The organism is Luteibacter sp. NPDC104163, assembly GCF_055584245.1.
In genome coordinates this window covers 427559-453460 of sequence record NZ_JBVJMK010000001.1, presented here as the reverse complement: position 1 = coordinate 453460, position 25902 = coordinate 427559, and the positions used below count along the sequence as shown (strand labels likewise).

The 25902-nt window shown below is 64.7% G+C and carries 25 protein-coding genes and 1 pseudogene; 18 read left to right on the top strand and 8 right to left on the bottom strand.

The features are described from left to right. Positions 1-89: 89 nt before the first annotated feature. Positions 90-317, top strand: coding sequence for a hypothetical protein (locus tag ACZ6YI_RS02015; RefSeq protein ID WP_465777198.1), 228 nt, complete (start codon positions 90-92; stop codon positions 315-317). Positions 318-500: 183 nt separating this feature from the next. Here ACZ6YI_RS02015 and murU read toward each other — a convergent pair whose 3' ends face one another. Continuing rightward, a complete protein-coding gene (gene murU, locus ACZ6YI_RS02010) occupies positions 501-1175 on the bottom strand; it encodes an N-acetylmuramate alpha-1-phosphate uridylyltransferase MurU (RefSeq protein ID WP_465777197.1) in 675 nt (224 codons plus the stop codon). Then, positions 1172-2185: an aminoglycoside phosphotransferase family protein gene (locus ACZ6YI_RS02005; RefSeq protein WP_465777196.1), complete on the bottom strand. Its 1014-nt coding sequence runs from the start codon at positions 2183-2185 to the stop codon at positions 1172-1174. Before ACZ6YI_RS02005 ends, murU begins: the two co-directional genes overlap by 4 nt. A 175-nt stretch (positions 2186-2360) precedes the next feature. On the opposite strand from ACZ6YI_RS02005, the pseudogene ACZ6YI_RS02000 reads away from it, so the two are divergent. The 3 genes and pseudogenes from ACZ6YI_RS02000 to ACZ6YI_RS01990 all read left to right on the top strand — a co-directional run. Then, positions 2361-3929, top strand: a pseudogene (locus ACZ6YI_RS02000) (flavin monoamine oxidase family protein); the annotation flags it as partial. A gap of 6 nt (positions 3930-3935) precedes the next feature. Then, complete coding sequence (locus ACZ6YI_RS01995) at positions 3936-4358, top strand: c-type cytochrome (protein WP_465777372.1); 423 nt, start codon at positions 3936-3938, stop codon at positions 4356-4358. Continuing rightward, positions 4355-4858 (top strand): RidA family protein, encoded by a 504-nt coding sequence (locus tag ACZ6YI_RS01990; protein ID WP_465777195.1) that lies wholly within the window; start codon positions 4355-4357, stop codon positions 4856-4858. The genes ACZ6YI_RS01995 and ACZ6YI_RS01990 overlap by 4 nt, the downstream gene beginning before the upstream one ends. Before the next feature lie 102 nt (positions 4859-4960). Here ACZ6YI_RS01990 and ACZ6YI_RS01985 read toward each other — a convergent pair whose 3' ends face one another. From ACZ6YI_RS01985 to ACZ6YI_RS01965, 5 genes are all read right to left on the bottom strand, one after another. Continuing rightward, positions 4961-7978: a TonB-dependent receptor gene (locus ACZ6YI_RS01985; protein WP_465777194.1), complete on the bottom strand. Its 3018-nt coding sequence runs from the start codon at positions 7976-7978 to the stop codon at positions 4961-4963. A 323-nt stretch (positions 7979-8301) separates the two neighbouring features. Next, complete coding sequence (locus ACZ6YI_RS01980; protein WP_465777193.1) at positions 8302-9627, bottom strand: ammonium transporter; 1326 nt, start codon at positions 9625-9627, stop codon at positions 8302-8304. Then, on the bottom strand, positions 9617-9955 hold the full coding sequence (locus ACZ6YI_RS01975; protein WP_036110894.1) for a P-II family nitrogen regulator: 339 nt from the start codon (positions 9953-9955) through the stop codon (positions 9617-9619). Before ACZ6YI_RS01975 ends, ACZ6YI_RS01980 begins: the two co-directional genes overlap by 11 nt. A 177-nt stretch (positions 9956-10132) precedes the next feature. Next, positions 10133-11476 (bottom strand): ATP-binding protein, encoded by a 1344-nt coding sequence (locus ACZ6YI_RS01970; protein WP_465777192.1) that lies wholly within the window; start codon positions 11474-11476, stop codon positions 10133-10135. Continuing rightward, positions 11476-12186, bottom strand: a complete 711-nt coding sequence (locus ACZ6YI_RS01965) for a response regulator (protein WP_465777191.1) — start codon at positions 12184-12186, stop codon at positions 11476-11478. Before ACZ6YI_RS01965 ends, ACZ6YI_RS01970 begins: the two co-directional genes overlap by 1 nt. A gap of 167 nt (positions 12187-12353) precedes the next feature. Between ACZ6YI_RS01965 and ACZ6YI_RS01960 the strand changes: the two genes are divergently transcribed. Continuing rightward, positions 12354-13136 carry an MlaA family lipoprotein gene (locus ACZ6YI_RS01960; protein WP_465777190.1) on the top strand — a complete coding sequence of 261 codons (783 nt, stop codon included), beginning with the start codon at positions 12354-12356 and terminating at the stop codon, positions 13134-13136. A 10-nt stretch (positions 13137-13146) separates the two neighbouring features. Further along, a complete protein-coding gene (locus ACZ6YI_RS01955) occupies positions 13147-13356 on the top strand; it encodes a hypothetical protein (RefSeq protein ID WP_465777189.1) in 210 nt (69 codons plus the stop codon). A gap of 28 nt (positions 13357-13384) precedes the next feature. On the opposite strand, the gene ACZ6YI_RS01950 is transcribed toward ACZ6YI_RS01955, so the two are convergent. Then, on the bottom strand, positions 13385-13795 hold the full coding sequence (locus ACZ6YI_RS01950) for a cupin domain-containing protein (protein WP_465777188.1): 411 nt from the start codon (positions 13793-13795) through the stop codon (positions 13385-13387). Positions 13796-14055: 260 nt separating this feature from the next. Between ACZ6YI_RS01950 and ACZ6YI_RS01945 the strand changes: the two genes are divergently transcribed. The 12 genes from ACZ6YI_RS01945 to ACZ6YI_RS01890 all read left to right on the top strand — a co-directional run bounded on the left by ACZ6YI_RS01945 (position 14056) and on the right by ACZ6YI_RS01890 (position 25902). Beyond that, complete coding sequence (locus ACZ6YI_RS01945) at positions 14056-14508, top strand: SUF system Fe-S cluster assembly regulator (protein WP_465777187.1); 453 nt, start codon at positions 14056-14058, stop codon at positions 14506-14508. Between the two features lie 14 nt (positions 14509-14522). Then, positions 14523-15983: a Fe-S cluster assembly protein SufB gene (sufB, locus tag ACZ6YI_RS01940; RefSeq protein WP_465777371.1), complete on the top strand. Its 1461-nt coding sequence runs from the start codon at positions 14523-14525 to the stop codon at positions 15981-15983. 3 nt (positions 15984-15986) lie between these two features. After that, the gene (locus ACZ6YI_RS01935) at positions 15987-16394 is read left to right on the top strand and encodes an ACT domain-containing protein (protein WP_440323935.1); all 408 of its coding nucleotides are present in this window, start codon (positions 15987-15989) and stop codon (positions 16392-16394) included. A gap of 20 nt (positions 16395-16414) precedes the next feature. Next, positions 16415-17200 (top strand): Fe-S cluster assembly ATPase SufC, encoded by a 786-nt coding sequence (gene sufC / locus ACZ6YI_RS01930; RefSeq protein WP_465777370.1) that lies wholly within the window; start codon positions 16415-16417, stop codon positions 17198-17200. Continuing rightward, positions 17197-18522, top strand: a complete 1326-nt coding sequence (gene sufD / locus ACZ6YI_RS01925; protein WP_465777186.1) for a Fe-S cluster assembly protein SufD — start codon at positions 17197-17199, stop codon at positions 18520-18522. Before sufC ends, sufD begins: the two co-directional genes overlap by 4 nt. Positions 18523-18537: 15 nt before the next feature. After that, complete coding sequence (locus ACZ6YI_RS01920; protein WP_465777185.1) at positions 18538-19785, top strand: aminotransferase class V-fold PLP-dependent enzyme; 1248 nt, start codon at positions 18538-18540, stop codon at positions 19783-19785. 98 nt (positions 19786-19883) lie between these two features. Further along, on the top strand, positions 19884-20417 hold the full coding sequence (locus ACZ6YI_RS01915; protein WP_465777184.1) for a GNAT family N-acetyltransferase: 534 nt from the start codon (positions 19884-19886) through the stop codon (positions 20415-20417). After that, positions 20414-20728 (top strand): non-heme iron oxygenase ferredoxin subunit, encoded by a 315-nt coding sequence (locus tag ACZ6YI_RS01910; RefSeq protein ID WP_465777183.1) that lies wholly within the window; start codon positions 20414-20416, stop codon positions 20726-20728. Before ACZ6YI_RS01915 ends, ACZ6YI_RS01910 begins: the two co-directional genes overlap by 4 nt. Before the next feature lie 169 nt (positions 20729-20897). Further along, positions 20898-22595 carry a type IV secretory system conjugative DNA transfer family protein gene (locus ACZ6YI_RS01905; protein WP_465777182.1) on the top strand — a complete coding sequence of 566 codons (1698 nt, stop codon included), beginning with the start codon at positions 20898-20900 and terminating at the stop codon, positions 22593-22595. A gap of 106 nt (positions 22596-22701) precedes the next feature. Next, positions 22702-23250: a hypothetical protein gene (locus ACZ6YI_RS01900; protein WP_465777181.1), complete on the top strand. Its 549-nt coding sequence runs from the start codon at positions 22702-22704 to the stop codon at positions 23248-23250. Between the two features lie 9 nt (positions 23251-23259). Continuing rightward, complete coding sequence (locus ACZ6YI_RS01895; RefSeq protein WP_465777180.1) at positions 23260-25044, top strand: phospholipase effector Tle1 domain-containing protein; 1785 nt, start codon at positions 23260-23262, stop codon at positions 25042-25044. 78 nt (positions 25045-25122) lie between these two features. Beyond that, positions 25123-25902, top strand: a complete 780-nt coding sequence (locus tag ACZ6YI_RS01890; protein ID WP_465777179.1) for a lysostaphin resistance A-like protein — start codon at positions 25123-25125, stop codon at positions 25900-25902.

Sequence of the window (25902 nt, the reverse complement as noted above, 5' to 3'; positions counted from 1 at the left end):
GACACCGTTTTGTCACCCGGAAATGGAATTCACTTGAAACCGTCACGATACCCCGGTAGTTTCAGAGACTCCCAGGGGGGAGAAACACGGTGGAAAATCACAGCAAGTTCAGGGTCGTTGCCCGCGCGGTAAAGCACCATGATGCAGCGGGTGAGCAGGTTTACCGGTCGAGCTTTCGCATCCTCGACCACATAGGCGAAGAGATCGACGCCGGTACCGGCACCATCGATTTCAGCGACGTCACCAGTGCATATAACGAGGCCTTCGCCCTGGGGCGCGAACGCCTCCGCGAAATCGCCTCCGAAACCATCCAGTAAAAGCATCGCGGTAGGAGCTCACCCTGTGAGCGACGCCTTTCGCGCTAACGCTGCAGGTTTTGCGGCTTCCTCGCGAACGGCGTCGCCCACAGGGTGGGCTCCTACGCGATAGCCAACGAAGCGACAAAGCCCTTGTGGGAGCGCGCTTGCGCGCGATACCCAACGAAGCGAAGAAGCCGTCGCTTACTTGACCTCAGCCCGCAGCTGCTCCAGCTGCGCCGGGTTCCCCACGTTCCGCCAGAACCCGTCGTAACGCTCGCCCGACAACCGCCCCTGGGCGATCGCGCGTCGATACATCGGGGCCAGCTTGAACTTCCCGGCCGCCTCGCCCGCGACGATCTCCGGCCGGTAAACGCCGACATTGCCGAAGGTCAGCCGCTCGGCGCCTTCTGGCGCATCCTCGTCGTAGAGCTTGCCACCCAGCAGCGCGAAATCGCCCGCCGGATGGAAATCGGGGTTAGGCACCATCACGAGATGGGCGACGCCCTCCGGCTGCAACGGCAACGCGGCGTAATCGATGTCGCTCCAGATATCCGCGCTGACCACGATGAACGGATCGCTCCCCAGCAAGGGCAGCGCCTTCAGCATGCCGCCGCCGGTTTCCAGCGGCGTCGGCCCTTCATACGAGTAACGCAGGCGCACACCCCAGTGTGAGCCATCACCGAGCGCGTCGGGAAACTGATCGGCGAGATGCGAGGTGTTGATCGCGATGTAGTTGATGCCGGCTGCGGCAAGCTTCTCGATGTGGTGCACGATGAGCGGCTTGCCATGCACCTCGAGCAGAGGCTTTGGCGTGGTATCGGTCAATGGCCGCATGCGCTCGCCAAGGCCCGCGGCCAGGATCAGCGCATGTCTCATGCCTGCACCGGCACGCGGATATCGCGGTCGCCGATCTTCTCGACGATCAGGTCAGCCAGCGGCGCCACATCCGCATGGCGGCGCGCGATGTCCAGTACGTACTTGAGCACGCGAGGCAGGTCGTTCAGATAACCGGCCTTCCCATCGCGATAGTAAAGACGGCAGAACAAACCGAGGATCTTCAGGTGGCGCTGCAGGCTGGCCATGTCGAACCAGCGGCGGAAGCGGTCGGTATCCACGGTTTCGTCGAGCAGGCGCGCGTCGAGCAGGCGCAGGCGGTATGCCTCCACCCAGCCCTCGACACGCTCGTTGTCCCACACCACATACGCATCGCGCAGCAGTGACGCGAGATCGTAGGTGATCGGGCCTGACATGGCGCCCTGGAAATCGATCACGCCGGGCGACCGGTCATGCGTGATGAGCAGGTTGCGGCTGTGGTAATCGCGATGCATGAAGGCGCGCGGCTGTTCGGCGAGCGCGTGCAGGATCGCACCGAATGCACTTTCGACCACATCCCATTGTTCGCATTCCACGAACACGCCCAGGTGCTTCTGCAGGAACCACGTCGGCATGATCTCCATTTCCATGACCTGCCACTCGCGGTTGAACGCGGGCAGGCCCGTGGTATCGACATGCATCTGCATGCGCAGCAGGGCGTCGAGCGCGTCGCCGTACAAGGCATCGGCCGTGGCGTCCGTGAGCTCCGGGAGATAGGTGCGCGTGCCCAGGTCTTCGATGAGCAAGAAACCCTGCTCGAGGTCCGCGACCATCACCGTCGGTGTGTGCAGGCCCGCGTCGTGCAGGCGCTTGCCGATCGCCACCCACGGCGCCGGATCCTCTTTCTCCGGCGGCGAATCCATGATGATGACCGGCTGGTCATCCACGTAGCCGCGCCAGTAACTGCGGAAGCTGGCGTCCGCCGACGCGGGCTCGAGTGCCAGGTCGGCCTGGCCGGTGGCGTGGCGGGCCCAGGCGAGGCGGGCGGTGGCACGGTCGTCGGTAGCGGTCATACGGGTGTTCAACTGGGTGGATCGAGCCAGCTTAGAGGGTTTGCCGGGTGCTGTCATAGCACCAGCGCGGTGCTATGCCTTGCGGCACGTTGTTGGGCGACCCGGCCTATGGTTATCTGTGCCATCGGGGTAGCGAAGGGGTAGTGGCATGGGGAGCGAAAACCCGCCCGCGTCGATGAGCCGGCGCGACCTGTTGCGCATGATCGGCGTCGCCGGCGGCAGCGCGTTGATGTACCAGGCGATGACCAACCTGGGCTTCGCCGCGGAATCCACCTACCGCAGGCCGCCTCCCCTGCAGGGCACGGGCAAGGGCAGCGTGCTGATCCTAGGGGCAGGACTTGCTGGCCTCGTCGCCGCCTTCGAGCTCGGCAAGGCCGGATACAAGGTGCAGATCCTCGAATACAACGGGCGCGCCGGCGGACGTAACTGGACGCTGCGCGGCGGCGATACCTACACCGAGCTGGGTGGCCACACGCAGACCTGCCGCTTCGACAAGGGCCTGTATTTCAACCCCGGCCCCTGGCGCATCCCGTATCACCACACGGGCGTCCTCGATTACTGCCATCGGTTCGGCATACAGCTCGAGCCGTTCGTGCAGGTGAACCACAACGCGTACATGCACAACCCGGAGGCGTTCGGCGGCAAGCCGCTGCGGCTTCGCGAAGTCCAGTCGGACTGGCATGGCGGCATCGCGGAACTGCTGGCCAAGGCGTCGGGCAAGGGCGCCCTCGATGAGATCGTGACGAAGGAAGATCGCGAGATCCTCCTCGAATCGCTGCGCCAGTTCGGTGGCCTCGACAGTCAGTTCCGCTACGTGGCCGGGCATGACAGCAGTGAGCACCGTGGTTACGCCAAGGAACCGGGTGGTGGCCCTGACGGCAAGCCCGGGTTCTCCCAGCCGGTGGGCATTTCCGAGTTGCTGAAGTCCGGACTCTGGAAGCAACTGGGGATGAGCGCGCTGTACGAATACCAGACGACGCTGCTGCAACCGGTGGGCGGCATGGACGCGATCGGCAAGGCCTTTGTCCGCGAGATCGGCCCCCAGGTCATCCGCTATAACAGCAAGGTCACCGGTATCGCCCAGGACGCCGGCGGCGTCACGGTGACCTACGAAGACACGGGCAAGCCGGGTCGTCCGTTGCAGGCGAGGGCTGACTGGTGCGTGTGCACGATCCCTTTATCGATCCTCAGCCAGATCCCGATCCAGGTGTCCGCTGAGAAAGTCGCCGCGATCTCCGCGGTGCCCTACATGGCCTCGGCCAAGGTGGGCCTGCAGTTCAAGCGGCGTTTCTGGGAAGAGGATGACCGAATCTATGGCGGCGTGAGCACCTCGACGACACCCATCGGCATGATTGCCTACCCAAGCCACGGGATCGGCTCGAAGAAGGGCGTGCTGCTCGGCGCGTACGCGTTCTTCGCCGAGGCCTACGAGTTCACCTCGCTGGACCCGGCTACGCGCATTGCGAAGGCGCTTGACTACGGGAGCATGCTCCACCCGCAGTACAAGCAGGAGTTCGAAAGCGGCATGGCCGTGGCGTGGCATCGCGTGCCATCGACGCTGGGCTGCTTCGGCTGGTGGACCGACCAGGCCCGCGAACAGCACTACGCCAACCTCTGTTCGCTCGATGGCCGGATCGTGCTTGCCGGCGAGCACGCTTCGTACCTCCCTGCATGGCAGGAGGGCGCGATCCTTTCCTCGCTGGCGGCGATCGACCAGCTGCACCGGAAGGCGGTCGCGGGGGGGTGCGGCATGAGCGCGCGCTTGTTCACGGCAGCATGGCTGCTTGTCGCTATGTCCAGCTCCGTTCACGCCCAGGCGAATGACCCGGCGTTCCTGCAGGCAAAGGACGCGGCACACATCACCGGCGAGCAGATCTTCACCCACATCTGCCAGGGCTGCCACATGCCCGACGCCAAAGGCGCGGTGGGCGCGGGACATTACCCTGCACTGGCGTCGAATCCCAAGCTGGCCTCCAGCGCGTATCCCGCGGTGATGGTCATGAATGGCCGAGGTGGCATGCCTCCGTTCTGGATGCTGCTCAACGACCAGCAGGTCGCCGACGTGGTCAATTACGTGCGCACGCATTTTGGTAACCACTACACCGACGCGCTCACCGCCGAGCAGGTCAAGGCTTTCCGTCCGCCCCCGCCGAAACCCGAGGATTCCCGATGAAGACGTTCCTCCACGCGCTCGCCCTAGCTGCCACCGCCGGCTGCCTGCTCGCCGCCCCCGCCTTCGCCGCCGATGTGGTGCGCCACAAGATTCCGAACAGCACGTTCCCCATTGCTGCTGCCGTGGAAGTGCCCGCAGGGAAGACCCTGGTGTTCCTGAGTGGCGTGGTACCCCCGGTGGCCGATACCAGCGCCGCGAAGGACTCGCCGCAGGCGTACGGCGATACAAAGACGCAGACGGTCGGCGTCCTCACCTCGATCGACAAGCAGCTCAAGGGCATGGGTTTGTCGATGGGTGACGTGGTGAAGATGCAGGTCTTCCTGGTGGGCGATCCGGCGAAGGGTGGGAAGATGGATTTCGCCGGCTTCATGGCCGGCTACACACAGTTCTTTGGTACCGCCCAGCAGCCGAACCTGCCGTCGCGCAGCGCCATGCAGGTCGCGGCGCTGGCCAGCCCGAATTTCCTGGTCGAGATTGAAGTCACCGCCGTCAGGCCGTAACCCGCACCCAAGAAAAACCCGGCTTGCACACCGGGTCGAGAAAGGTCTCGCAAGAAGGGGAGATGTGCCGCGCGGTGGGAGGGCCGCGCGGCACGTTTGCGATTACAGGTCGTAGCGCACCGCGAAACGGAAGTAGCGCGGCTGGCTGTACGAATTGGCACGCTTATAGGTCGCTACCGGCACGCCGGCGCTGTTTTCGCCGACCTCGATGACGCTGGTCTGGCGCTGCTGGCTGAACACGTTGAACACATCGACGTTGAAACCAAGCTTGTGGTTGGCGAACGCCGGGCGCCATTCGGTGCCGATATTCAGCTGCTGGGTCCAGGGGAGGCGGCCACGCGATCCGCGCGGGGACACCTTTCCGTCGCAGTAGAAGTACGACGCGCCGTACTGGATCGGATCGCCCGGCGCCACGCCGATGCAGTTCACCGGACGGCCCGAGGCAATGGCCACGTTGGCGCTGAACAGCCACTCGGGCGTCATCTGGTAGAAGCCGTAGGCCTTGAACTGATGGGTGCGGTCGTTCGGCAGCGGGCCGTTGGAGCCGACCATGATTTCCGGTGCGTCCCAGTCCTGGGTGACGGACGGATCGCGCTGGCCGATGTCGGACTTCAGCATGCCTTCCGAGTTGCCGTAGCTACGCGAGAACAGGTAGTCGAACTTCGCGTACCACTTCTCGTTGAACTGCTTTTCCGCGTACAGGTTCAGCGAGTAGTACTTGCGCTTCAGATCCGGGAAGCCTACGCCGTTGTTCGTGAAGTCGCCCTTGTTCAGGGTCACGTCGCGGAAGTTGCCCTGGCCATCCATGTCTACCTGGAACGTGTTGCTCTTGCCGGGATTGAACAGGTAGCAGCCGGAGATGTTGGCGTTGCTCATGTCGACGCCGTTGCGCTCGCCCCAGTTCTCGAACGGGCGCGAATCGCAGAAGTCATCGATGGAGCTCTTCAGCTTGCGCAGGGTGGCCTTGGCGCCAACAGCCCAGTCGCTACCCAGCTGCTTGTCGAAGCCCAGGATGTATTCGTCCTGGTAGTACGCATCCATGCCCTTGGCCGCGATGGTGCGCGGGTCAGGATTCGTACCGTCGTGGCCGTTCGAGGCGTATTCGCGACCGTTGGGCACGAAGCCGACGGGAATGCCGGTGACCGGATCGATGCTGTCGAAGGTGCCGAACTGGCGCAGGAAGTACGAGCCCGAGGCGGCGCGCACGGCGACGTTCGAGGGGATCGCAAGGTGGTAGCGGCCGGCGTTGCCGTACACCTTCAGCGAGGAGTCGCCGAACACATCCCAGGTGAGGCCGAGGCGCGGAGCGAGCTGGTGGCGCTGCTTGACGTAGACATCGCCAGCGCCATTGACGTTCTTGAACTGCTCGTTGCGCAGGCCCAGGTAAGCCATCCAGCGGTCGTTGACCTGCCAGTGGTCTTCGATGAACTGCGCTTCCTGTACGGTCTTGACGTTGGATGCGGCATAAAAATAGACGCGCTGGACGTAGCGGCCGCCCGGTGGCAGCTGGACATCGGGGTAGCCCTCCACCTTGCCGCTAGCTGGTGCGGTGCCGTAGGTCCAGTAGTAGGCACCGCCCTTCTCGCGGCCCGAATCCGGGCCTTCGTAGAAGTTGCCGGCGAACGACTCCAGGGTCTGGTTGTCCAGGCCCGCGCGCAGGTCGTGGTCGCCAAGGCGGTATTCCACGTCCAGGCGCCAGCCGTGCGTCTTGTCTTCGGCGCCGGAGGCGAGCATCTGCCCCTGCAGGTAGCAGTTCGGCGGGAACACCGTACGGCCACCCTCGTTGAAGTTGCCCGTGATGAGCGGGCACTCGCCGCCGACCGAGTTGGTGACCTGCTGGTGTTTCGTCGTGCTGTTGCCGTACAGCGCGTTCACCGTGAGGTTATCGGTGAGGTAGCCGGTGTATTTGCCGATGTAGACATCGCCGCCCGGCGTGGCGCCCGCCGTGCCGTAGTTCTTCGTGTACAGCGAGCCACGGTACGCGCCGCGGTTGCCCGTGGCGTAGCTGTAGCCGTAGATGTCGCGCTGGTCGGTGGTCTTGTCGCTGAAGCCGGTGAGCTCGAGCAGGTGGTTGTCGCTGATGTTCCAGTCGATCTTCGCGAGGTAGCGGTTGGTCTTCGTCGTGTAGTTCGCGTCGGTGGCCGCCGCGGTCGATCCGCGGGTGAAGCCTTCCGTGCGGATGAAGTCACCCGTGGCGTACAGGAACAGCTTGTCCTTGATCAGCGGGCCGCTGATGTACGCGGAGTACTCGGTCTGCCAGCTCTTGTTCTTGCTGCGGTCCTGGTACAGCTGGCCGTTGCGCAGGTAGATATCGCGCGGCGAATCGCGCAGGGCCTCGGGGGTGTAGATGACCTGGCCGCCGGCCTTCCAGGTGTTACCGCCGCGCTTCGTGATCATGTTGACGACGCCGCCGGTCGAGCGGCCGTATTCGGCGCCGTAGCCGCCGGTAAAGATCTGCTGCTGGTCGATCGCATCGTAGGGCAGGCTGATGAGGCCAAGGCCGGTCAGGGCATTCGTGACGGAATAGCCGTTCACGTAATACTGGTTCTCCGCCGCCGAAGCGCCGCCGAACGACGCCACGTTGCCGTAGCGCTCATCGCCACCCACGGCGCCGGGCGCAAGCAACGCAGCCGAAGTGACATCACGCGCGATCGGCAGCTTCTGCAGCTGCTCCGCGGTCAGCACGGTGCGCGAATCCACGGAGGAGACATCGATGGAGGGGAGGGCGGTGCCGGTGACCTGGATGCCTTCCAGCGTGGCGGCATCGGAGGCGGACGCCGCGGCGCTCACGAACGATACATCGGTACCGCTACCCACCTGCACGGAGATGTTCTCGCGCGTGCCGACGGTCGCGCCGTCGCGCATCACGGAGACGTTGTAACGGCCCACAGGCAACGAAGACGCACGATAACGCCCTTCCGCATCCACCGCGATATCGCGAACCAGGCCGGTGTCCACATTCTGCAGGTGAACGATATTGCCCTGGTCGGCCGAGACGCGACCGAAGATGACGCCAGAGGCGTTTGACTGTGCGTATACGCTACCGGTGGCCGCGAGGCCCAATGCCAGTGCCAGCGCGGTGGGGCGCGTGAACAGGCGAGTGGAGTGATTTTTCGACATGCAAAGCCCCTGCCGGGCCCCTGTACTCAAGGGCCTCTTGGTTGGTGACGGATTGAGCGAACCTGTGGGGAAGGCTCGCGCGTTTCGCCTGTTCTCCAGCTATCGCCCTACCCCGGCGGGAAGCTGTCGAAACGCGTGGCGAGCCCCGGTTCTAGGTCGCGCCAACTTGCGTGTCAAACCTCCGTGTACGTTTGATGACACTGCGGCACCTGCAGCAATGTCGCTCAAATCATGGAGTTAACGGCACACTTGCGGTCGCGTGAGCGCAACGAAAAAGGCCCGGCAATGCCGGGCCTTATCAAGCATTCGTTATGAGCCGATTCTTAGGAAAGGTTGTAACCCTTCTCCTCATGCAAGGCGATGTCGAGGCCGATCTGTTCCTGTTCCTCATCGACGCGCAGGCCCATCGTCAATGCGATGCCCTTGAAGATCACCCAGCTGAGCACCGCGCTGTATGCGACGGTGAATGCGACGCCCTTGAACTGGATCCAGAGCTGCAGGCCGAGGTCGGTGACGGTACCGAAGCCGCCGAGGGCAGGGGCGGCGAGCGGGCCCGTGAGCAACGCGCCCAGGATGCCGGCCACGGCGTGTACGCCGAACACATCCAGTGAGTCGTCGTAGCCGAGCCTGCGCTTGAGTCGCGTCGCACAGAAGAAGCACACGACGCCCGCGGCGAGTCCGAGCACCAGCGCACCGCCGGGGCCGCAGGTGCCGGCAGCCGGCGTGATCGCAACCAGGCCGGCCACGGCACCGGAGGCGATGCCCAGCACGCTCGGGCGCCGATGGGTGAGCCATTCGACGGCCGTCCAGCCGATCGCCGCCGCCGCGGTGGCGATCTGCGTCACCAGCATGGCCATGCCTGCACTCCCGTTCGCCGCGACGGCCGAGCCCGCGTTGAAGCCGAACCAGCCCAGCCAGAGCATGCTGGCGCCGATAAGCGTGTAGCCAAGGTTATGTGGCGGCATGGGCGTGTTCGGGTAGCCGCGACGCTTGCCGATCACGATGCAGCCGACGAGGCCTGCGATGCCCGCGTTGATATGCACCACGGTGCCGCCGGCGAAATCGAGCACGCCGAGATCGCCCAGGAACGAGCCCGGGCCGCCCCAGACCATATGGGCGACCGGAAGGTAGACGAAGGTGAACCACAACCCGGTGAATACCAGCAGCGCGGAGAACTTCATGCGTTCCGCGATCGCACCGACGATCAGTGCCGGCGTGATGATCGCGAAGGTCATCTGGAACATCACGAAGACGGCTTCAGGCACCGTGTTGTACAGGCTGCCGGGCTGGAGGCCAGCGAGCATGGCGTGGCCAAGGCCGCCTACGAAGGAGTGCAGCCCGGTATTGCCGGCCGCCATCCCGGTGGTGTCGAACGCGACCGAGTAACCGTAGACAACCCAGAGCACGGTCACCAGGGCAGTGATGGCGAAGCACTGCATCAGTACCGACAGCAGGTTCTTCGCGCGCACCATGCCGCCGTAGAACAGGGCGAGGCCAGGAATGGTCATGAGCAGCACCAGCATGGTCGCGGTGAGCATCCACGCGGTATCGCCGCTGTCGAGCTTTGCAGGGGCTGTGCCCTGGGCGAATGCGGCGAGCGGCGCGGCAGCCGCCATGGCAGTGATCAGGCGGAAGGACTTAGAGCGCATCGCCGTCCACCTCCTGCGTGCGGATCCGGATGGCCTGCTCGAGATCGATGACGAAGATCTTGCCGTCGCCGATCTTGCCGGTACGCGCGGCCGTGCTGATCGCTTCGACCGCCCGCTCCAGTTGCTCGTCGGTAACGGCGATCTCGATCTTCAGCTTGGGCAGGAAATCCACGACGTATTCCGCGCCGCGATACAGCTCGGTGTGTCCATGCTGGCGCCCGAACCCCTTCACCTCGGTCACCGTCATGCCCTGTACGCCCACTTCCGCGAGGGCTTCCCGCACATCGTCCAGCGTGAACGGCTTGATGATCGCGTTGATCCATTTCATCGGCCGGGCTCCCCATGTGGTTGGATGGGGTAGCTAAGGCAGGATGCGTGCCAGCGCGACCAGATGAGCTGAAGCCAGTGCGGCGCAACGGCCTGGCACGGGACCTGCGCCGGAGCCGTGGCATGGGTTGCACCAGTATGGGACTAAGCCATGTCCACGCTGGTGCCGATGGATTCTCTAGCCTGCCGCGATCGTGGGCAGCCGGATCCTCACGCGCAGGCCACCACCCGGGCGCCCCTCCAGCACGATGTCGCCGCCATGGCCGCGGACGGCAGAGCGCACGGCGGCGAGCCCAAGGCCTACGCCTCCGGTCATCCGGTTTCGTGAACCTTCAATCCGGTAGAACGGTCGGAATACCGCTTCGCGCAGTTCCTCGGGGATACCAGGGCCATCGTCATCCACCAGGATCTCCACGTCGGCATCATCGGAGCGCAGCCGCACCACGGTGCGGCCACCATACTTGACCGCGTTATCGACCACGTTGGCGATCGCGCGTCGCAGGGTCAGCGGCCGCCCGGCGTAGGTCACGCTGCCCGCCGATTCGAAGGCAACGTCGTGACCGGCATCGCGGAAATCGTCGAGCACCGTGTCGATGAGCTCGGAAAGGAGAAACCTGGTCATCGGCTCCTGCTCGTTATCGTCGCGGAAGAAGTCGAGCGATGCGTCGACCATCGCCTGCATTTCATCCACGTCGCGGAACAGCTTGCGCTGCTGTTCGTCGTCTTCGATGAATTCACCGCGCAGGCGCATGCGGGTGAGGGGGGCGCGCAGGTCATGGGAAATCGCCGCCAGCATGACGGTGCGGTCGGCGACGTAGCGTTGCACGCGTGCCTGCATCTCGTTGAACGCGGTGGCGGCCACCTGGATCTCAACAGGCCCCGAGGCTTCCAGCGGTGGCGCGTTGACGTCGGCACCGAAGCGTTGTGCCTGCCTGGCAAAGCGTTCCATGGGCCTTGCAAGGCGTCGGCTGGCGAGGGCGGCGACGAGCAGGCTGCATATCACCGCAAAACTTCCGGTCAGCAGGGTCCGCCCTGACCGGCTGAGGCCCCAGCTTCGTTCGGGGGCAATAAAGCGGACCCATGAGCCGTCCGATAAGCCGATGGCCAGGCCGTAGGTGGCTTCGGGGCGACCATGGGGATCAAGGTCGCCAGGCTCGTAGGCGACGACGCGTGCTGCAGGGCGGCCCAGCATCGCCCGGATCTTGTCGCCGCCGGCGTGGAAAGCGGACGAAGCAATGGGAATGGGAAGCGCACGATCGTCCGGGAACCAGGTTGCCAGGTAGAGCTCGTTGCTGGCCGAGGCAGCGAGCCTGGGCCGCCATGCGGGTGGCGAACCATCGAGGACACGGGCGACGGCGACCGCCTGGTCGACGACACCGCTTTCGAGAAGACCGGGCCTGGCCCAGACGCCCGCAAATGCCGCGAAAGCAGCGTTCATGGCTGCCGCGATGATCACGGCGACGACGATGTTGATGGCGAACCAGCGACCGATCGTATCGGAAGCCCAGCGGCGCAGAGGCATCACGCGCGCTCGACAGTCGCGTTGAACATGTAACCGACGTTGCGCACCGTCCTGATGATCTCCGGATCGCCAGGATCCTCTTCGATCTTTCTTCGCAGCCGGCTCACCTGCACGTCGATGCTGCGATCGAAGGCTTCATGGCGCGGGCCGCGTGCCATGTCGATCAGTTGCTCGCGCGTGAGCACGCGGCGAGGGTGTTGGGCGAAAACGACGAGAAGCTCGAATTCAGCACCGGAAAGGGGTGTGAGCGTGTGATCGGACGATCGCAGCTCGCGACGAACGATATCCAGCCGCCACCCGCTGAACCGGTAGGTAGGGGATGCGCCCGGCGCCATGGCAGTCGACGAGGCTTCGGCGCGGCGAAGCACCGCGCGGACGCGGGCGAGCAGCTCGCGTGCATCGAACGGCTTGGTGACATAGTCGTCCGCGCCTAACTCCAGGCCAACGATGCGATCGGTCGATTCCACGACGCCGGTGACCATGATGATGGCCGTGCCGCCGGCCGCATGCAGCCGCTTGCACAGGCTGAAGCCGTCCTCGTCCGGAAGCATCACGTCGAGGATAACGAGGTCATAACGTCCCCGCGCCAGGCGCGCATCCATTTCCGCGCCCGATGCCGCGGTATCGGTTTCAAACCCGCTCCGCTGGAAGAACCGCTGGAGAAGGGGGCGGATTTCTTCGTCGTCATCCACGATGAGGAGGCGTTGCATGGTCGGCCCGGGTGATGCTGCTGAAGGCCATTTATAGCCGCTTGCGCCATGGCCGTGTCATTTGTTTCTGGCCTGAAATATTGTGAACGGCTGGACGCGAACCGGAAAAACGCGGGACGCAAGCGCTCGTGAAGCTCTGCGGCACCCCTTCTGCCGCGAGTGTCCCCATGCCAATGTCCCGCCGTTCCCTGCTGGTCGCCCCTGCGGCGCCGGTGCGCTTCAGCGCCGCCGCCGCGACGTTGCTTGTCCTCTCCGCCTGCTCCCATGGCGTGAAGAAGGATGCTCCCCATGACGAGCCGATCAACCGCAAGGTGTTTGCTTTCAACCGGGCGCTGGATACGGCGGTGCTTCGGCCCGTGGCTCGCGGCTACGGGCACCTCCCGCGGCCCGTGCGCAACGGCGTGCGCAACTTTGCCCAGAACCTGCGGGAGCCGCTCGTGTTCGCGAACGATATCCTGCAGGCGAACACCTTGCGTTCGCTGAATACCGCCGGGCGCTTCATTATCAACAGCACTGTCGGCGTCGCAGGCATCTTCGATGTGGCCAACCGTTGGGGCATGCCGAGGCATGACGCTGACCTTGGCCAGACTTTCGGCGTCTGGGGCATGGGCCCGGGGCACACGGTCGAACTACCTGTGTTCGGATCCTCGAACGTGCGCGACTCGGTAGGACGTATCCTCACGTTCTCTTTCAACCGGCTCGGCGACAACTCCGACACGGTCTCGACGCTGAATACCACCGCGACGGTAGCTGGCATCGTAGACGGGCGGTCGCGCGCGTTGCCGCTGACCGACCAGCTCGAGACATCGCCGGACTATTACGCCGCGTTGCGCGACAACGCAGCGGCCCGGCGCAGCGCGCTGGTCGAGGACGGCCGCCGTGGTGACGTCCACAGCGCCGAATCGCGGGCGGACGGCCGTGCGGCCACCGGTCTGCCGGTCAATCCGTGAGGATCGCGCCATGTCCGTACGACTCCTCTGCGACACCGCCCGCGTGCTGGCCGAGGCGCGTCACGTAGAACCCGACCGCGCGCGCCGCCGCGCATGGTTTGTCGAAGACCCGATCGCCCAGCTCGGCTTCCGGACTGCCGAAGACCTTGTCGCGGCTGGTGAAACGCGCCGCCTGATCGCCATGATCCAGGCCATCCGCGCTCATGAGCGGGGGCGCTGAATAAAGATCTGTCATAGCCATCGCTCGCTTACTTGTCGGGAGTCGTCAGCTTGCTGTCGCCGCTATCCGCGACAAAGACGGCGAGCAGCTTGGCCGGCTCGGTCGCGCTGCCGTTCCGGCTGACCTGGTGGTGCGACCCGGGTGTCTCGTAGAAGCTCTCGCCGGCCTTGTAGGTGCGCTCACCACCGCCGTTCACTTCGCTGACGATCGTGCCGGACACCACGTACGCATAAATAAATGCCGAGCCCGCGTGGTGGTGAGGGGCTGAGGCGGCGCCGGGTGGGTAGGTGACCTCGACGGCGGTGAGCTTCTTTCCGGGCACATTCGGGAGATCGTGCGAGAAGTTCACGCTCACCTGTTCGCTGGGTGCGGCAGGGGCGGCCGCCATGCCGGCGAAGGGGAAGAGGAGGGCGAGCAAGGCGAGATGGGGGAGTTTCATGGGAGGGCTCCTGGTGGGAGACGCCAGCATGCGCCGCAGTGAAGTGCACCGGAAAGCACCAAAATCCTCGCAAATCGCTGTACCAAGACGGCGCCGCCTCGTGGGAGCGCGCTTGCGCGCGATACAGGCCGCGGCAAGCCCCATCGCGCGCAAGCGCGCTCCCACAGCCCGGGTGGCCGCGCGCCGCCGCCCGCTGCATTGCAAAATCGGGTCGGAAACAGTACCATTTTGGTCCGGTTTCCCAATTCCCCCTTCCGCCGATGCTCCGCGTCAGCCGACTGACCGACTACGCCACCGTGGTGATGACCGTCATCGCCACCCACCCCGCCGACGTTCTGAGCACTGCCCAGATCGCCGATGAGGCGCGCCTGGAGCTCCCGACGGTGTCCAAGCTGCTCAAGCTGCTGGGGCACGCCGGCCTGGTGGAGTCGTTCCGCGGCGTGAATGGCGGCTACCGCCTGGCCCGGCCGGCGGAAGCGATCAGCCTGGCGGATATCGTCGAGGCGCTGGAAGGGCCGATCGGGCTTACCGAATGCAGCATCGCCCAGGGCCATTGCGACCGCCAGTCGCAGTGCGGCGTCAGCGGAAGCTGGCGCTCCGTCTCCGGGGCCATCGATGGCGTGCTGCGCGGTATGACCCTGGCACAGATGCTGGCCGGGCGCCCCGTGGCGCCGGCGAAGGGCGCGGCCGATGCCGCGCAGGCAAACGCATGAACGAGAGCGAGAACATGACACGCGACGTGGCAGACCCGGTGCGCGATAACGCCGAAGTCGTAGAGGCACTCAACCGCCGCTACGAAGCCGGCTTCGTCACCGATATCGAGTCGACCAGCCTCCCGCCCGGCCTCAGCGAGGACATCGTCCGCCAGCTGTCGGCCATCAAGGGTGAGCCGGAATGGATGACGGAGTGGCGCCTGGCCGCCTACCGCCACTGGCTGACCATGCCGGAGCCGGACTGGGCCAAGCTGGATATCGGCCCCATCGACTACCAGTCGGTCAGCTATTACTCGGCGCCCAAGGCGGGCCCGAAGTCGCTGGATGAGGTGGATCCGAAGCTGCTCGAGACCTACGAGAAGCTCGGCGTGCCGCTGCATGAGCGCGCGAAGCTTGCCGGCGTGGCCGTGGATGCCGTGTTCGACTCCGTGTCGGTCGGCACCACGTTCCGCAAGGAACTGGCTGAAGCGGGCGTGATCTTCTGCTCGATGTCCGAAGCCATCCGCGAACATGGCGACCTCGTGCGCCAGTACCTCGGCAGCGTGGTTCCGGTCGGCGACAACTACTTCGCGGCGTTGAACTCGGCGGTCTTCTCCGATGGCAGCTTCGTCTTCATCCCCAAGGGCACGCGCTGCCCGATGGAACTGTCGACCTACTTCCGCATCAACGCCATCAACACCGGGCAGTTCGAGCGCACGCTGATCGTGGCCGAGGACGACAGCTACGTATCGTACCTGGAAGGCTGCACCGCGCCCATGCGCGACGAGAACCAGCTGCACGCGGCCGTCGTCGAACTGGTCGCGCTGGATCGTGCGCAGATCAAGTATTCCACTGTGCAGAACTGGTACCCCGGCGACGAGAACGGCGTCGGCGGCATCTACAACTTCGTGACCAAGCGCGGCGATTGCCGCGGCGTGTCGTCGAAGATCAGCTGGACCCAGGTGGAAACCGGCTCGGCGATCACCTGGAAGTACCCCAGCTGCGTGCTGCGCGGTGATAACTCGGTCGGCGAGTTCTACTCGGTGGCGCTCACCCACCACCGCCAGCAGGCCGATACCGGCACCAAGATGATCCACATCGGCAAGGGCACCAAGTCGAAGATCGTGGCCAAGGGCATCAGTGCGGGGCGCAGCTCCAACAGCTACCGTGGCCTGGTCAAGATCGAGAAGGGTGCGGATGGCGCGCGCAACTACACGCAGTGCGACTCGCTGCTGATCGGCAAGAAGTGCGGCGCGCACACCTTCCCGTACATGGAAGTAAAGAACCCCGGCGCGATCGTCGAGCACGAGGCCACCACCTCGAAGATCTCCGACGACCAGCTGTTCTACTGCCTCTCGCGCGGCATCGGCGAGGAAGATGCCGTGTCGATGATCGTTGACGGCTTCTGCAAGCAGGTGTTCCGCGAGCTGCCGATGGAGTTCGCCGTGGAAGCCAAGAAGCTGCTCGAAGTCTCGCTTGAAGGGGCGGTGGGCTAAGCGATGGGTATCGTTGGCTCCGCCCCGGCCCCGACCGACCTGCGTGCGCTGCTCGCCGCGCTGGATCCGGCCGTCGATCCGGTACCGAAGCGTTTCATCCACGTGTCGCACGATCGTGCCCGCGAGCGCATGGCCGATGCGCTGATGATGTTCCGCGAGGACGAGGGCACCACGCTCATCGTCGACGTGACCGAGGACGACCGCAGTGGCGATCGCATGCTGTGGGCATGCATCACCCTGCGCGTGCAGTCCAGCCTGACCGCTGTCGGCATGATGGCCGCCGTTTCCGCCGCGCTCGCCCGGTGCGGTATTCCCTGCAACCCCGTTTCCGCGTTCCTGCACGATCACATCTTCGTGCCGTGGGACCGCCGCGACGAAGCGCTCGATGCGCTCTCGCACCTGACGCCCTGATGGACAGCACCGCCATGCACATGCTCAAGATCGAAAACCTCCATGCCCGCGTCGAAGGCAAGGAGATCCTGAAAGGCCTTTCGCTCACGGTGAACCCGGGCGAGGTGCACGCCATCATGGGCCCGAACGGCGCGGGTAAATCCACGCTCGGCAACGTGCTCTCGGGTCGCGATGGCTACGAGGTGACCGAAGGCTCGGTGACCTTCGACGGCCGCGACCTGTTCTCGCTGGAGCCGGAAGAGCGTGCCGCGGTCGGCCTGTTCCTCGCCTTCCAGTATCCGGTCGAGATCCCTGGCGTTAACAACACCTACTTCCTGCGTGCCGCTCTCAACGCGCAGCGGAAGTTCCGTGGCGAAGACGAGCTGGATTCCATGCGCTTCCTGAAGCTGGTGCGCGAGAAGCTGAAGATCATGCAGATCTCCGACGAGCTGCTGCACCGCGCGGTCAACGAAGGCTTCTCCGGTGGCGAGAAGAAGCGCAACGAGATCTTCCAGATGGCCGTGCTCGAGCCGAAGCTCGCCATCCTCGACGAAACCGATTCCGGCCTCGATATCGATGCGCTGAAGCAGGTGGCCGAGGGCGTGAACGCGCTGCGCTCGGCGGAGCGCTCGTTCATCGTCGTGACCCACTACCAGCGCCTGCTTGACTACATCGAGCCCGATTTCGTCCACGTGCTGGCTGGCGGCCGCATCGTCGAAAGCGGCGACAAGAGCCTCGCGCTGAAGCTCGAAGCCGAGGGCTATGCCTGGCTCGCCGACAAACACCCGCACCTGCGCAAGGCCGACCTTGCCGGGGAGCCGGCATGACCAGCTCGCCGTCGCCGTTCGTGCGGGCGGCGCTGGATGCCGCCGCCGGCGTGCCCGCCACGGGCATCGCCTGGCTCGACGCAGCGCGCCGCGAAAACCTCGAGGCGTTCGCCGAAACCGGCTTGCCGGAAGGGCGTAACGAAGCCTGGAAGTACACGCCGCTGCGTGCGCTCTCGCAGCGCGCCTTCGCGCTTACCGATGCCGGCGTAGCCGCGTCGGCGGATATCGCGCCTGCGTCGTTCGCGTTGCCGGGCGTCGATGGCGCGCGGGCGGTGTTCGTGGATGGCGTGTACCGCGCCGATCTTTCTTCGCTGGATGCCGGTAGCGGTGTCGAGCTTCTCCCGCTCGGCGGGGCGCTTGCCTCCCATGCGGAACCGTTGCGTTTCGCCCTGGCCAACCGTTACCGCCGCGGCGCTGCCGATGCGTTCGCCCACCTCAACGCCGCGCTCGCCAGCGACGGCGTGGTGCTGCGCGTGGCCGACGGCGTGACGGCGACGAAGCCCGTCCACATCGTCCACGTCACCAGTGGAGTGCAGCCGGAAACGGCATGGCACGCACGCGTGCTGGTGGAAGTGGGGAAGGGCGCCTCGCTCGACGTCGTCGAACACTTCGTTGCCGCCGGCGATGCCGTGCAGCTCGGCACGGTCGTGGCGGATCACGTCGCACGCGAAGGTGCGAAGCTGGGCCTCGTGATCCTGCAGGATGCATCTCCGGCCACGACCCTCGTGCGTCGAGGCAACGTCCGCCTGGATGCCGAGGCACATGTCACCGTGCATGCACTGGAACTGGGCGGCGCGCTGGTTCGCCACGAACTCACCGCCGAGGTCCTCGGTGACCGCGCGCGCTTCGATACGCGTGGCGTGTTTGCGCTGGCAGGCCGCCAGCACGTGGATACGCAGCTGGAAGTGCACCACAAAGCGCGTGACACCGCCTCCGAAGCGCTGTGGCGCGGCATTGCCGACGGTCGCTCCCGCGGCGTCTTCCGCGGCGCCATCGTGGTGGCCGAAGGTGCCGACGGCACCGATGCGTCGCTGAGCAACAAGAACCTGCTGCTCTCGGGTTCGGCCGAGATCGACACCAAGCCGGAACTCGAGATCTACGCTGACGAAGTGAAGGCTGCCCACGGCGCTACGATCGGCCAGCTCGACGAGCGCTCGCTGTTCTACCTGCGTTCGCGTGGTATCCCGCTGGTGGAGGCGCGCAGCCTCCTTACCCTGGCCTTCTGCCGCGCCGCGCTCGAGTCGCTGCCGAACGAAGCCTTGCGCGAGCACCTGGGCGAGCTGCTTGTCGCCCACCTGCCGACCAGCACCGCCAACGATTAAGTCCGGAGCCAAGCCATGAACGCCAGGGCCGAGACCGCCCCCCTCCCGCTCGACGTAGAGCGCATCCGCGCCGACTTCCCGCTGCTCTCGCGCACGGTGCACGGCAAGCCGCTGATTTACTTCGACAGCGCGAACACCTCGCAGAAGCCGGTGTCGGTCATCGAGGCGGTCGATCGCCACTATCGCGAGCACAACGCCAACGTGGCGCGCGCGGTGCATACGCTGGGCGAAGAGGCGACGGCGGCTTACGAGGGTGCGCGCGACGCGCTGGCACGCTTCATCAACGCGCCCTCGCGCGATGAAGTGATCCTCACCTCGGGTACGACCCAGGCGATCAACATGGTGGCGTACAGCTACGCGCTGCCGCGCCTGAAGCCGGGCGACGCGATCGTCACGACGGTGATGGAACACCACGCCAACATCGTGCCGTGGCAGCTCGTCGCCGAGCGCACGGGTGCGACGGTGAAGGCGGCGCCCATCGATGAGAAGGGTGAGCTGATCCTCGAGGAGTACTTCAAGCTCCTTACGCCGGAAGTGAAGCTCGCCTGCGTGGGCCACGTATCCAACGTGACCGGCACGGTGAACCCGGTGCGCGAGATTGCCCGCGAATGCCGCAAGCGCGGCATCCCCTTGCTCGTGGATGGTTCTCAGGCCGCCCCGCACCGCAAGGTGGATGTCCAGGCGCTGGGTTGCGACTTCTACGCCATCACCGGCCACAAGATGCTGGCGCCCACGGGCACCGGCGCGCTGTGGGCGAAGCGTGAGCACCTCATGGCGATGCCGCCGTTCTTCGGCGGTGGCGAGATGATCCGCGAGGTGCGTTTCGAAGGCACCGTGTTCGCCGACCCGCCGCACCGCTTCGAAGCGGGCACGCCCAACATCGCTGGCTTCGCTGGCATGTCGGCCGCGATCGATTACCTCGAAGGCATCGGGTTCGACCGCCTGAAGGCGCACGAGCAGGACCTGCTTGCCTATGCGACCGAGGCGATCTCGGCGCTGCCGGGCGTCCGTATCTTTGGCCAGGCGAAGGAGAAGGAGCCGGTCATCTCGTTCCTGCTCGAAGGCGCCCATGCCAATGACATGGCGACCCTGCTGGACCTGCAGGGCGTCGCCGTGCGCTCCGGCCACCATTGCGCGCACCCGCTGATGCAGTGCTTCGGCGTCCCCGCGACGCTGCGCGCCTCGCTGGCGTTCTATAACACCCGCGCCGAAGTCGACCAGTTCATCGACGCCGTGGGCCGGGTCCGCAAGCTCCTGCTCTGACGGCCCGCCAATCGCGCGCAAGCGCGCTCCCACTGGCGGCCGTGCCCGTGTGGGAGCGCGCTTGCGCGCGATACTGTCCCGGCGCCTAAAATGCGCCCATGACCCCGAAACACACCTTCCGCACCGCCACCCAGGCTGATGCCTCCGTTATCGCCAGCCTCGTCGAATCCGCCTACCGCGGTGACGCCAGCCGCGCCGGCTGGACCACCGAGGCCGATTTCCTCCACGGCCGCCGCACGGACGTCACCGAGATCGAAGAGCTCCTCACCGGGCCGAACGGCCGCTTCGTGCTGTTCGAACGGGACGGCCTGGTCGCGGCCTCGTGCTACATCGAGCGCCAGGACGAGATCTGCTACTTCGGCATGTTCTCCGTGCACCCCCCGTTCCAGGGCACCGGCATCGGCCGCCTGGTGATCGAGGAAGTCGAGCGCATCGCCGTCGAGGAATGGGCGTGCACGCGGGTCGAGATGACCGTGATCGATATCCGCGACGAACTCATCGCCTGGTACGAGCGCCGCGGCTACGCCCGCACCGGCCGCACGAAGCCCTTCCCGTATGGGGATGAGCGCTTCGGGCTGCCGCAGCGCGACGACCTGCGTTTCGAGTACCTCGTGAAGGAACTCCGGGCGTGAACGGCTGGGTCAAGGTCGGCACCCGCAGCGAACTGCTGCCTGGCGAGTTCAAGGTGGCCTGGGATGGCGATACGGCCATCGCGGTCTACAACATCGATGGCGACCTTTACGCCATCGAGGACGTCTGCACCCACGATGGCGGTGAACTGGCCGGTGGCCCGGTGCACGGCTTCGAGGTGGAATGCGTTCGCCACGGCGCACGGTTCGACCTGCGCAGCGGCGACGTGACCTGCCCGCCGGCATACGAGCCCGTGGCCGTCTTTCCCGTGCAGGAAGCCGACGGCTTCATCTGGACGCGCGACGACCGCTGAGCGCGGGCGGTTTGAGGCATCTCTGAATCGCGAATTCCCTGACGCGGTTTGTCAGGAAAACCTTGCGCGCCTATAAGCTCAAGTACTACATAGGGTTGCGAATTGCCTTGTTGAATGACACCTGATCCGTGGCAAAGAATCGTTCTTCGATTCGAGTGGATGAAGTGTCATGCGTACATGGAAGGTTGCGATCGCTGCGGCGATCGTCGTGGGTGCCGCCGCGTGGGTCCCCTGGCTGGCGGCGTACCTGACGGACCGGTTGCTCGGCGTGGATTCCGGGCCGCGCTGGTGGATGGCGTGGTGGGGCTACTACCGGCATCTGGATGAGCCGGCCTACCAGCCGATCGCGTGGCGGATCTGGCTGGCCGGCGGCCTGGGCGCCGGGGTGCCGCTGCTCATCGCAGGGGCAGCGCTCGCCCTCACGTTCCGTTCGTCGAAGAAGGCGCTGCACGGGAGCGCACGTTTCGCGTCGAACCGTGACCTCGCGCGCCATCGCATGTTCAAGCCGTCGCCGACGGCCCTGGTGGTGGGCCGTCGCGGCCGCCGCCTGATCTACATGTCGGGCCAGCAGTTCGCGATCCTCGCCGCGCCGACACGCAGCGGCAAGGGCGTTGGCATCGTCGTCCCGAACCTGCTGAGCTACGAAGGCTCTGTTGTCGTCCTCGACATCAAGCAGGAGAACTTCGACCTCACCAGTGGCTGGCGCAAAGCGCAGGGGCAGGCGGTCTATCTGTTCAACCCCTTCGCGGAAGACCTGCGTACGGCGCGGTGGAATCCGCTTCACTACGTCTCGGACGGTTCGTTCCGCGTCTCCGACGTCATGTCGCTCGCCGAGACGCTGTATCCCGACGGCGGTGGCGAACAGGGCTTCTGGGTCAGCCAGGCCCGCAACGCCTTCGTCGCGTTCACGATGTACCTGTTCGAGCGGCGCGACGCGGCCGGGGAGGGCAGCCGCCTGCAGACTCCGCGCGAGCCGACCCTTGGCGAGGTCTTCCGCATTTCGACTGGCGACGGCGAAGACCTGAAGAGCTACCTGCAGGGTCTGTCGCGCGAAAGCTTCGTCAGCGACACCACGCAGAACGCCTTCAGCAACCTGCTCTCGCAAGCCGACGACACGTTCGCCTCGATCATGGGCACGTTCCGCGAACCGCTGAACATGTTCCTCAACCCGGTGCTCGACGCGGCGACGAGCGGCAATGACTTCCTGCTCACCGATGTCCGCCGCAAGAAGATGACCATCTACATCGGCATCCAGCCGAACAAGCTGGCCGAGAGCCGGATCATCATCAACATGTTCTTCAGCCAGCTGGTGAAGCTCAACACCCGCGAGCTGCCGATGCACGACGCGACGCTGAAGCACCAGTGCCTGCTGCTCATGGATGAGTTCACCGCGCTCGGCCGCGTCGACATCCTCGCGAATGCCGTCTCCTTCATCGCAGGCTACAACCTGCGCCTGCTACCGATCATCCAGAGCCTCTCCCAGCTCGATGCTGTCTATGGCCCCGACATCGCGCGCAGCTTCGTCACCAACCATGCCCTGCAGATCGTCTACACCCCGCGCGAACAGCGCGACGCCAACGACTACTCCGAGATGCTCGGCTACACCACGGTCCGCCAGAAGAACATCACCCGCGGCCACGACGTAAGCATCAGCCACCACGAAGAACGCCGCGCCCTGATGTTGCCCCAGGAACTCAAGGCCATGGGCGCCGACAAGCAGGTGTTCTTCTACGAAGGCATCCCCCATCCGGTGATGGCGGACAAGATCCGCTACTACCAGGAGAAGTACTTCACCAGGCGGCTGAAGCCGAAGGTGGAGATTGAGATCTTGAAGGTGAAGGGCTTGAAGCCCTCGAAGGGAGTGTGATGAAGACGGGTAAAGGGAAAGCGTCGGCCGCCGTCGGCACTCGGTTTGTACTTGTTGATTGCGCTACATCCGATGACCTGCGCAGCAGCAAGAAGGGCCTCGTCGAATGAAACTAGGACTCTTATCGCTGGCGGCGATAGCCTTGTTGGCATCAGGATGTGGCTCGGCTGATTCGCAGAAGCGACCGCCAAGGCAGACGCACTTTCGCCATCACGCATTTTCCGCGGAATGCGGTAACACGCGTAGTTGCAGAGTGCTATACGCGAATCGATACCAGGTCGATCAGCTTGAAGGTGATGCGGTATCGAAGTTGATGGACGGCGTCATAAGGAGCGCGAGGCACGCGCAGATCGCAATACGAAACTTTCCTGATCCGGCCATCGTTTCCTGGCAATCCATGGATGGCGATAAGCATGAGGCCGAGATTGATATCGCCTCACTCTTCAAGAATCGGGTAGTCCTCCATGCGGAGCCTGTAGAGGAAGTCGAAGAAGACAGCGTGAACGGCGAGCCCACGATTATGTTGGTCGTCAATGATCGAACCGTTCAGGTGTATATGCAGTCGATGGTTTACCTGAAGAAGGCTCCCGGTAAGCAGGACGAAAGATATAAAGCTCGTCACGATTCAGTTCTTGCCTACTCGAAGACGTATTAAAGGAATGCAATGAAAGTCAAGGAAACTCACAAGATCGGTCGCGATGGAAGGCGGATAGATGGCGTGTCCACCAATCCCTCAACCATTCATGATTTGCGGTCATATGACGCCGCCGGGCATCTCCTAAGATCGATGAGGGTGCCGGTCCTTTTGCACGCAGATGATCCCCACGAGCGGCTCTTCATCGCGAATTTCGACGGGACTGGTAATGACGCGGATGGGGACCCGAATCACATGACGAATGTGGGGCGCTTCGCGAAGCAGATCGAGTCACACAATGACCCTCGCGTATCCACGTTCTATGTTGCGGGCCCCGGTACGCAATCGGGCTTCGTTCGGCGGCTGGTCGACGGCGCCATAGGATATTCCCATGACGAGCGCGTGGAGATCATGCGGCGCCATCTTTCCGCGAAAGTCGACGAATGGCTGGAACAGGATCCTCAGGCGCGCATCCGCGTTATCTCGACAGGCTTTAGTCGTGGCGGCGAGGAGGCAATGTCCTTCTCAGGAGACCTGCATGCGAACGGCGTGTATACGAAGGTCGGCCGACAACGAAACCAGTTGATTGAAGCAGGAACCGTTCCGCAAGCCGTTGCGCTGTTTGACCCGGTGGCGACGGGTCACCCAACCCGTCACGATCGCCGCGTGTCGCCATCAGTAGTGGCTGGCCTCCAGATTGTGGCCAAGGACGAGCGTCGGAGTCAGTTCCCGTCATCCATGATCATTCCGCAGGGACTCTCGGCCGACGGAAGGCTGCTTGCTATCACGGTGCCCGGGGCACATTCGGATGTTGGCGGGAGTTACCACGAAGACGGCTTGGCTCGTGCGAACGGCAACTTCGGGATCGACTTCATCAATGGCCTCAGTGAAACGAAGCTGCTTGACCGCTATCAGCTCTATGACGACATTCACCGGTATCCCGGTCATCGTTCGGAAGAGCACTCGTTCATCTACGACACGCGCGTGCACGATCGTCTGGGGACTCGTGGGGTGCGTGGTGCGCAGAAGGGAGCGCCAGATTGCCGTCCCGTGGTGAAGTGCGCGTTGCCCGAAGAGACGAGTGAGGAGGTCCTCGCCGAGGTTCCTGATAGGGCACGCGTGCAGGTGGGTCCGGTGCCTTCCGACGTCATGGACCTTGATCGCCAGTTTGGGCTCCAGTTGGAACAGGATTCGGATCAACCCGTGCGTCAGGAGGCTCACGAGCATGCGCCCGAAAGAGAGGACCGTCTAAGCCGGGCGGACGTGTTCGCAGAGCAACAGAGCCAGCCCATCCTGGATTCGGATGGCCGCATCGACGCTGCCCACGACAACCGCATCGAGTTCAGCCGTTTCCCCCGCCTCGACCCGGAGACTCCCGCCAGCCCTTCCCCCACCAGCCCAGCCCACCCAACCCACCGCGACCACCACCTCTACAACTCCATCCACGACCAGCTCAGCACCGTCCACAAGGAGGAGGGCATCACCCTAAGCCCCCAACAAATGGACCGCCTGGCCCATTGCTCGGTAGCCACGGCAAAGCAATGCGGCATGAGCGACGTGAGCCATCTTTCCCTCGGTCAGGACAAGCAGGGCAACCTGTTGCCGGAGGTGCACCTCTACCAGGCGTTCCGCGGTGACGTGGACGATCCGCGGACGAAGTGGGGCAAGCTCGATGCGCTGGAGGCGTTCCAGACGCCTGTCGAGACAGCGTCCCGTGACCTGCAGGTGGCGAACCAGCAGATGGACCAGGTCCAGCAGGATCAGCAGATGCGCATGGCCCAGCAGCAGGAGCAGGGGATGTCGATGTCCCGCTGATTCTGCGGGCCAGGCCTATGGCGCCCAAGGGCCCCAAGGCCCTAAGCTGTGCCTCGCGCCATCCTTACCGGGGAATCCATGCCTGCCGTCGACCGCAAGCACGTCGTCATCGCGTTCGTTGTGTTGCTTGTCCTCTACCACGCGGCAGAGGGCCTGGGCGGGCATGTTTTCCATAGCCTGCTGGTCAGCGGCATCTTCCTGGTGGCCATGCTCGCCGTGGCGTGGCCGCTCGGGCGCTGGCTTGGCTTCAAGGGCTACGACGCGTACGCGCTCGAGTGGCGTCGCAGCACGCCACTATTGCTCTGCGGTGGCCTGGTCCTCTCGCTGCTGCTGAAGTACGTATCGGTCTGCGTGGGTATGGGGCTCGGGGTCTTCCTGGCACGGCCACCGGAGACGGCGGCGGCTGCCGTCATGTCGTTCGTTTCGACGCTCCCCATGGCGCTCGCCATTACCTTCGTGCCGTCCATCGCCGAAGACATCCTCACCCACGGCTTCTTCTACCGCGCCACGCGTATTACCTGGTCACCGCGGGTGTTCGTGGTGATCTCCGCCGTGGTGTACCTGCTGAACCACGTCTACCGCCTTGGTGCAGGTCCGGGCGAATGGATCATGCTGTTCTGCTACGGCCTGGCTTACGCCACGGCCGTGGTTCGCACGGGCAACCTCTGGCTCGCGGTCGGCCTTCACTGGGGCTGGAACCTCGCCAACCAGCTGATCGACACGGTGCTGCCTTACGACAACGCGATGCCGCAGTGGTCGCCGTTGCTCTCGGCGGCGGCCCACGTCGTGATGCTCGGCATGCTGTTCGCGATCCCCGCCAATATCGAAGGCGACGACCTCCACCCCGATCCGGTCTGA

Bases quoted from the DNA above. Each gene is read 5' to 3' on its own strand.
- murU (WP_465777197.1), bottom strand. From the start codon at position 1,175: ATGAGACATGCGCTGATCCTGGCCGCGGGCCTTGGCGAGCGCATGCGG.
- sufB (WP_465777371.1), top strand. From the start codon at position 14,523: ATGACACGCGACGTGGCAGACCCGGTGCGCGATAACGCCGAAGTCGTA.
- sufC (WP_465777370.1), top strand. From the start codon at position 16,415: ATGCTCAAGATCGAAAACCTCCATGCCCGCGTCGAAGGCAAGGAGATC.
- ACZ6YI_RS01905 (WP_465777182.1), top strand. From the start codon at position 20,898: ATGCGTACATGGAAGGTTGCGATCGCTGCGGCGATCGTCGTGGGTGCC.
- ACZ6YI_RS01970 (WP_465777192.1), bottom strand. From the start codon at position 11,476: ATGCCTCTGCGCCGCTGGGCTTCCGATACGATCGGTCGCTGGTTCGCC.
- ACZ6YI_RS01960 (WP_465777190.1), top strand. From the start codon at position 12,354: ATGCCAATGTCCCGCCGTTCCCTGCTGGTCGCCCCTGCGGCGCCGGTG.
- ACZ6YI_RS01975 (WP_036110894.1), bottom strand. From the start codon at position 9,955: ATGAAATGGATCAACGCGATCATCAAGCCGTTCACGCTGGACGATGTG.
- ACZ6YI_RS01890 (WP_465777179.1), top strand. From the start codon at position 25,123: ATGCCTGCCGTCGACCGCAAGCACGTCGTCATCGCGTTCGTTGTGTTG.
- ACZ6YI_RS01965 (WP_465777191.1), bottom strand. From the start codon at position 12,186: ATGCAACGCCTCCTCATCGTGGATGACGACGAAGAAATCCGCCCCCTT.
- ACZ6YI_RS01985 (WP_465777194.1), bottom strand. From the start codon at position 7,978: ATGTCGAAAAATCACTCCACTCGCCTGTTCACGCGCCCCACCGCGCTG.
- ACZ6YI_RS01915 (WP_465777184.1), top strand. From the start codon at position 19,884: ATGACCCCGAAACACACCTTCCGCACCGCCACCCAGGCTGATGCCTCC.
- ACZ6YI_RS01955 (WP_465777189.1), top strand. From the start codon at position 13,147: ATGTCCGTACGACTCCTCTGCGACACCGCCCGCGTGCTGGCCGAGGCG.
- sufD (WP_465777186.1), top strand. From the start codon at position 17,197: ATGACCAGCTCGCCGTCGCCGTTCGTGCGGGCGGCGCTGGATGCCGCC.
- ACZ6YI_RS01920 (WP_465777185.1), top strand. From the start codon at position 18,538: ATGAACGCCAGGGCCGAGACCGCCCCCCTCCCGCTCGACGTAGAGCGC.
- ACZ6YI_RS01945 (WP_465777187.1), top strand. From the start codon at position 14,056: ATGCTCCGCGTCAGCCGACTGACCGACTACGCCACCGTGGTGATGACC.
- ACZ6YI_RS01980 (WP_465777193.1), bottom strand. From the start codon at position 9,627: ATGCGCTCTAAGTCCTTCCGCCTGATCACTGCCATGGCGGCTGCCGCG.
- ACZ6YI_RS01995 (WP_465777372.1), top strand. From the start codon at position 3,936: ATGAGCGCGCGCTTGTTCACGGCAGCATGGCTGCTTGTCGCTATGTCC.
- ACZ6YI_RS01935 (WP_440323935.1), top strand. From the start codon at position 15,987: ATGGGTATCGTTGGCTCCGCCCCGGCCCCGACCGACCTGCGTGCGCTG.
- ACZ6YI_RS01990 (WP_465777195.1), top strand. From the start codon at position 4,355: ATGAAGACGTTCCTCCACGCGCTCGCCCTAGCTGCCACCGCCGGCTGC.
- ACZ6YI_RS01950 (WP_465777188.1), bottom strand. From the start codon at position 13,795: ATGAAACTCCCCCATCTCGCCTTGCTCGCCCTCCTCTTCCCCTTCGCC.
- ACZ6YI_RS02005 (WP_465777196.1), bottom strand. From the start codon at position 2,185: ATGACCGCTACCGACGACCGTGCCACCGCCCGCCTCGCCTGGGCCCGC.
- ACZ6YI_RS01895 (WP_465777180.1), top strand. From the start codon at position 23,260: ATGAAAGTCAAGGAAACTCACAAGATCGGTCGCGATGGAAGGCGGATA.
- ACZ6YI_RS01900 (WP_465777181.1), top strand. From the start codon at position 22,702: ATGAAACTAGGACTCTTATCGCTGGCGGCGATAGCCTTGTTGGCATCA.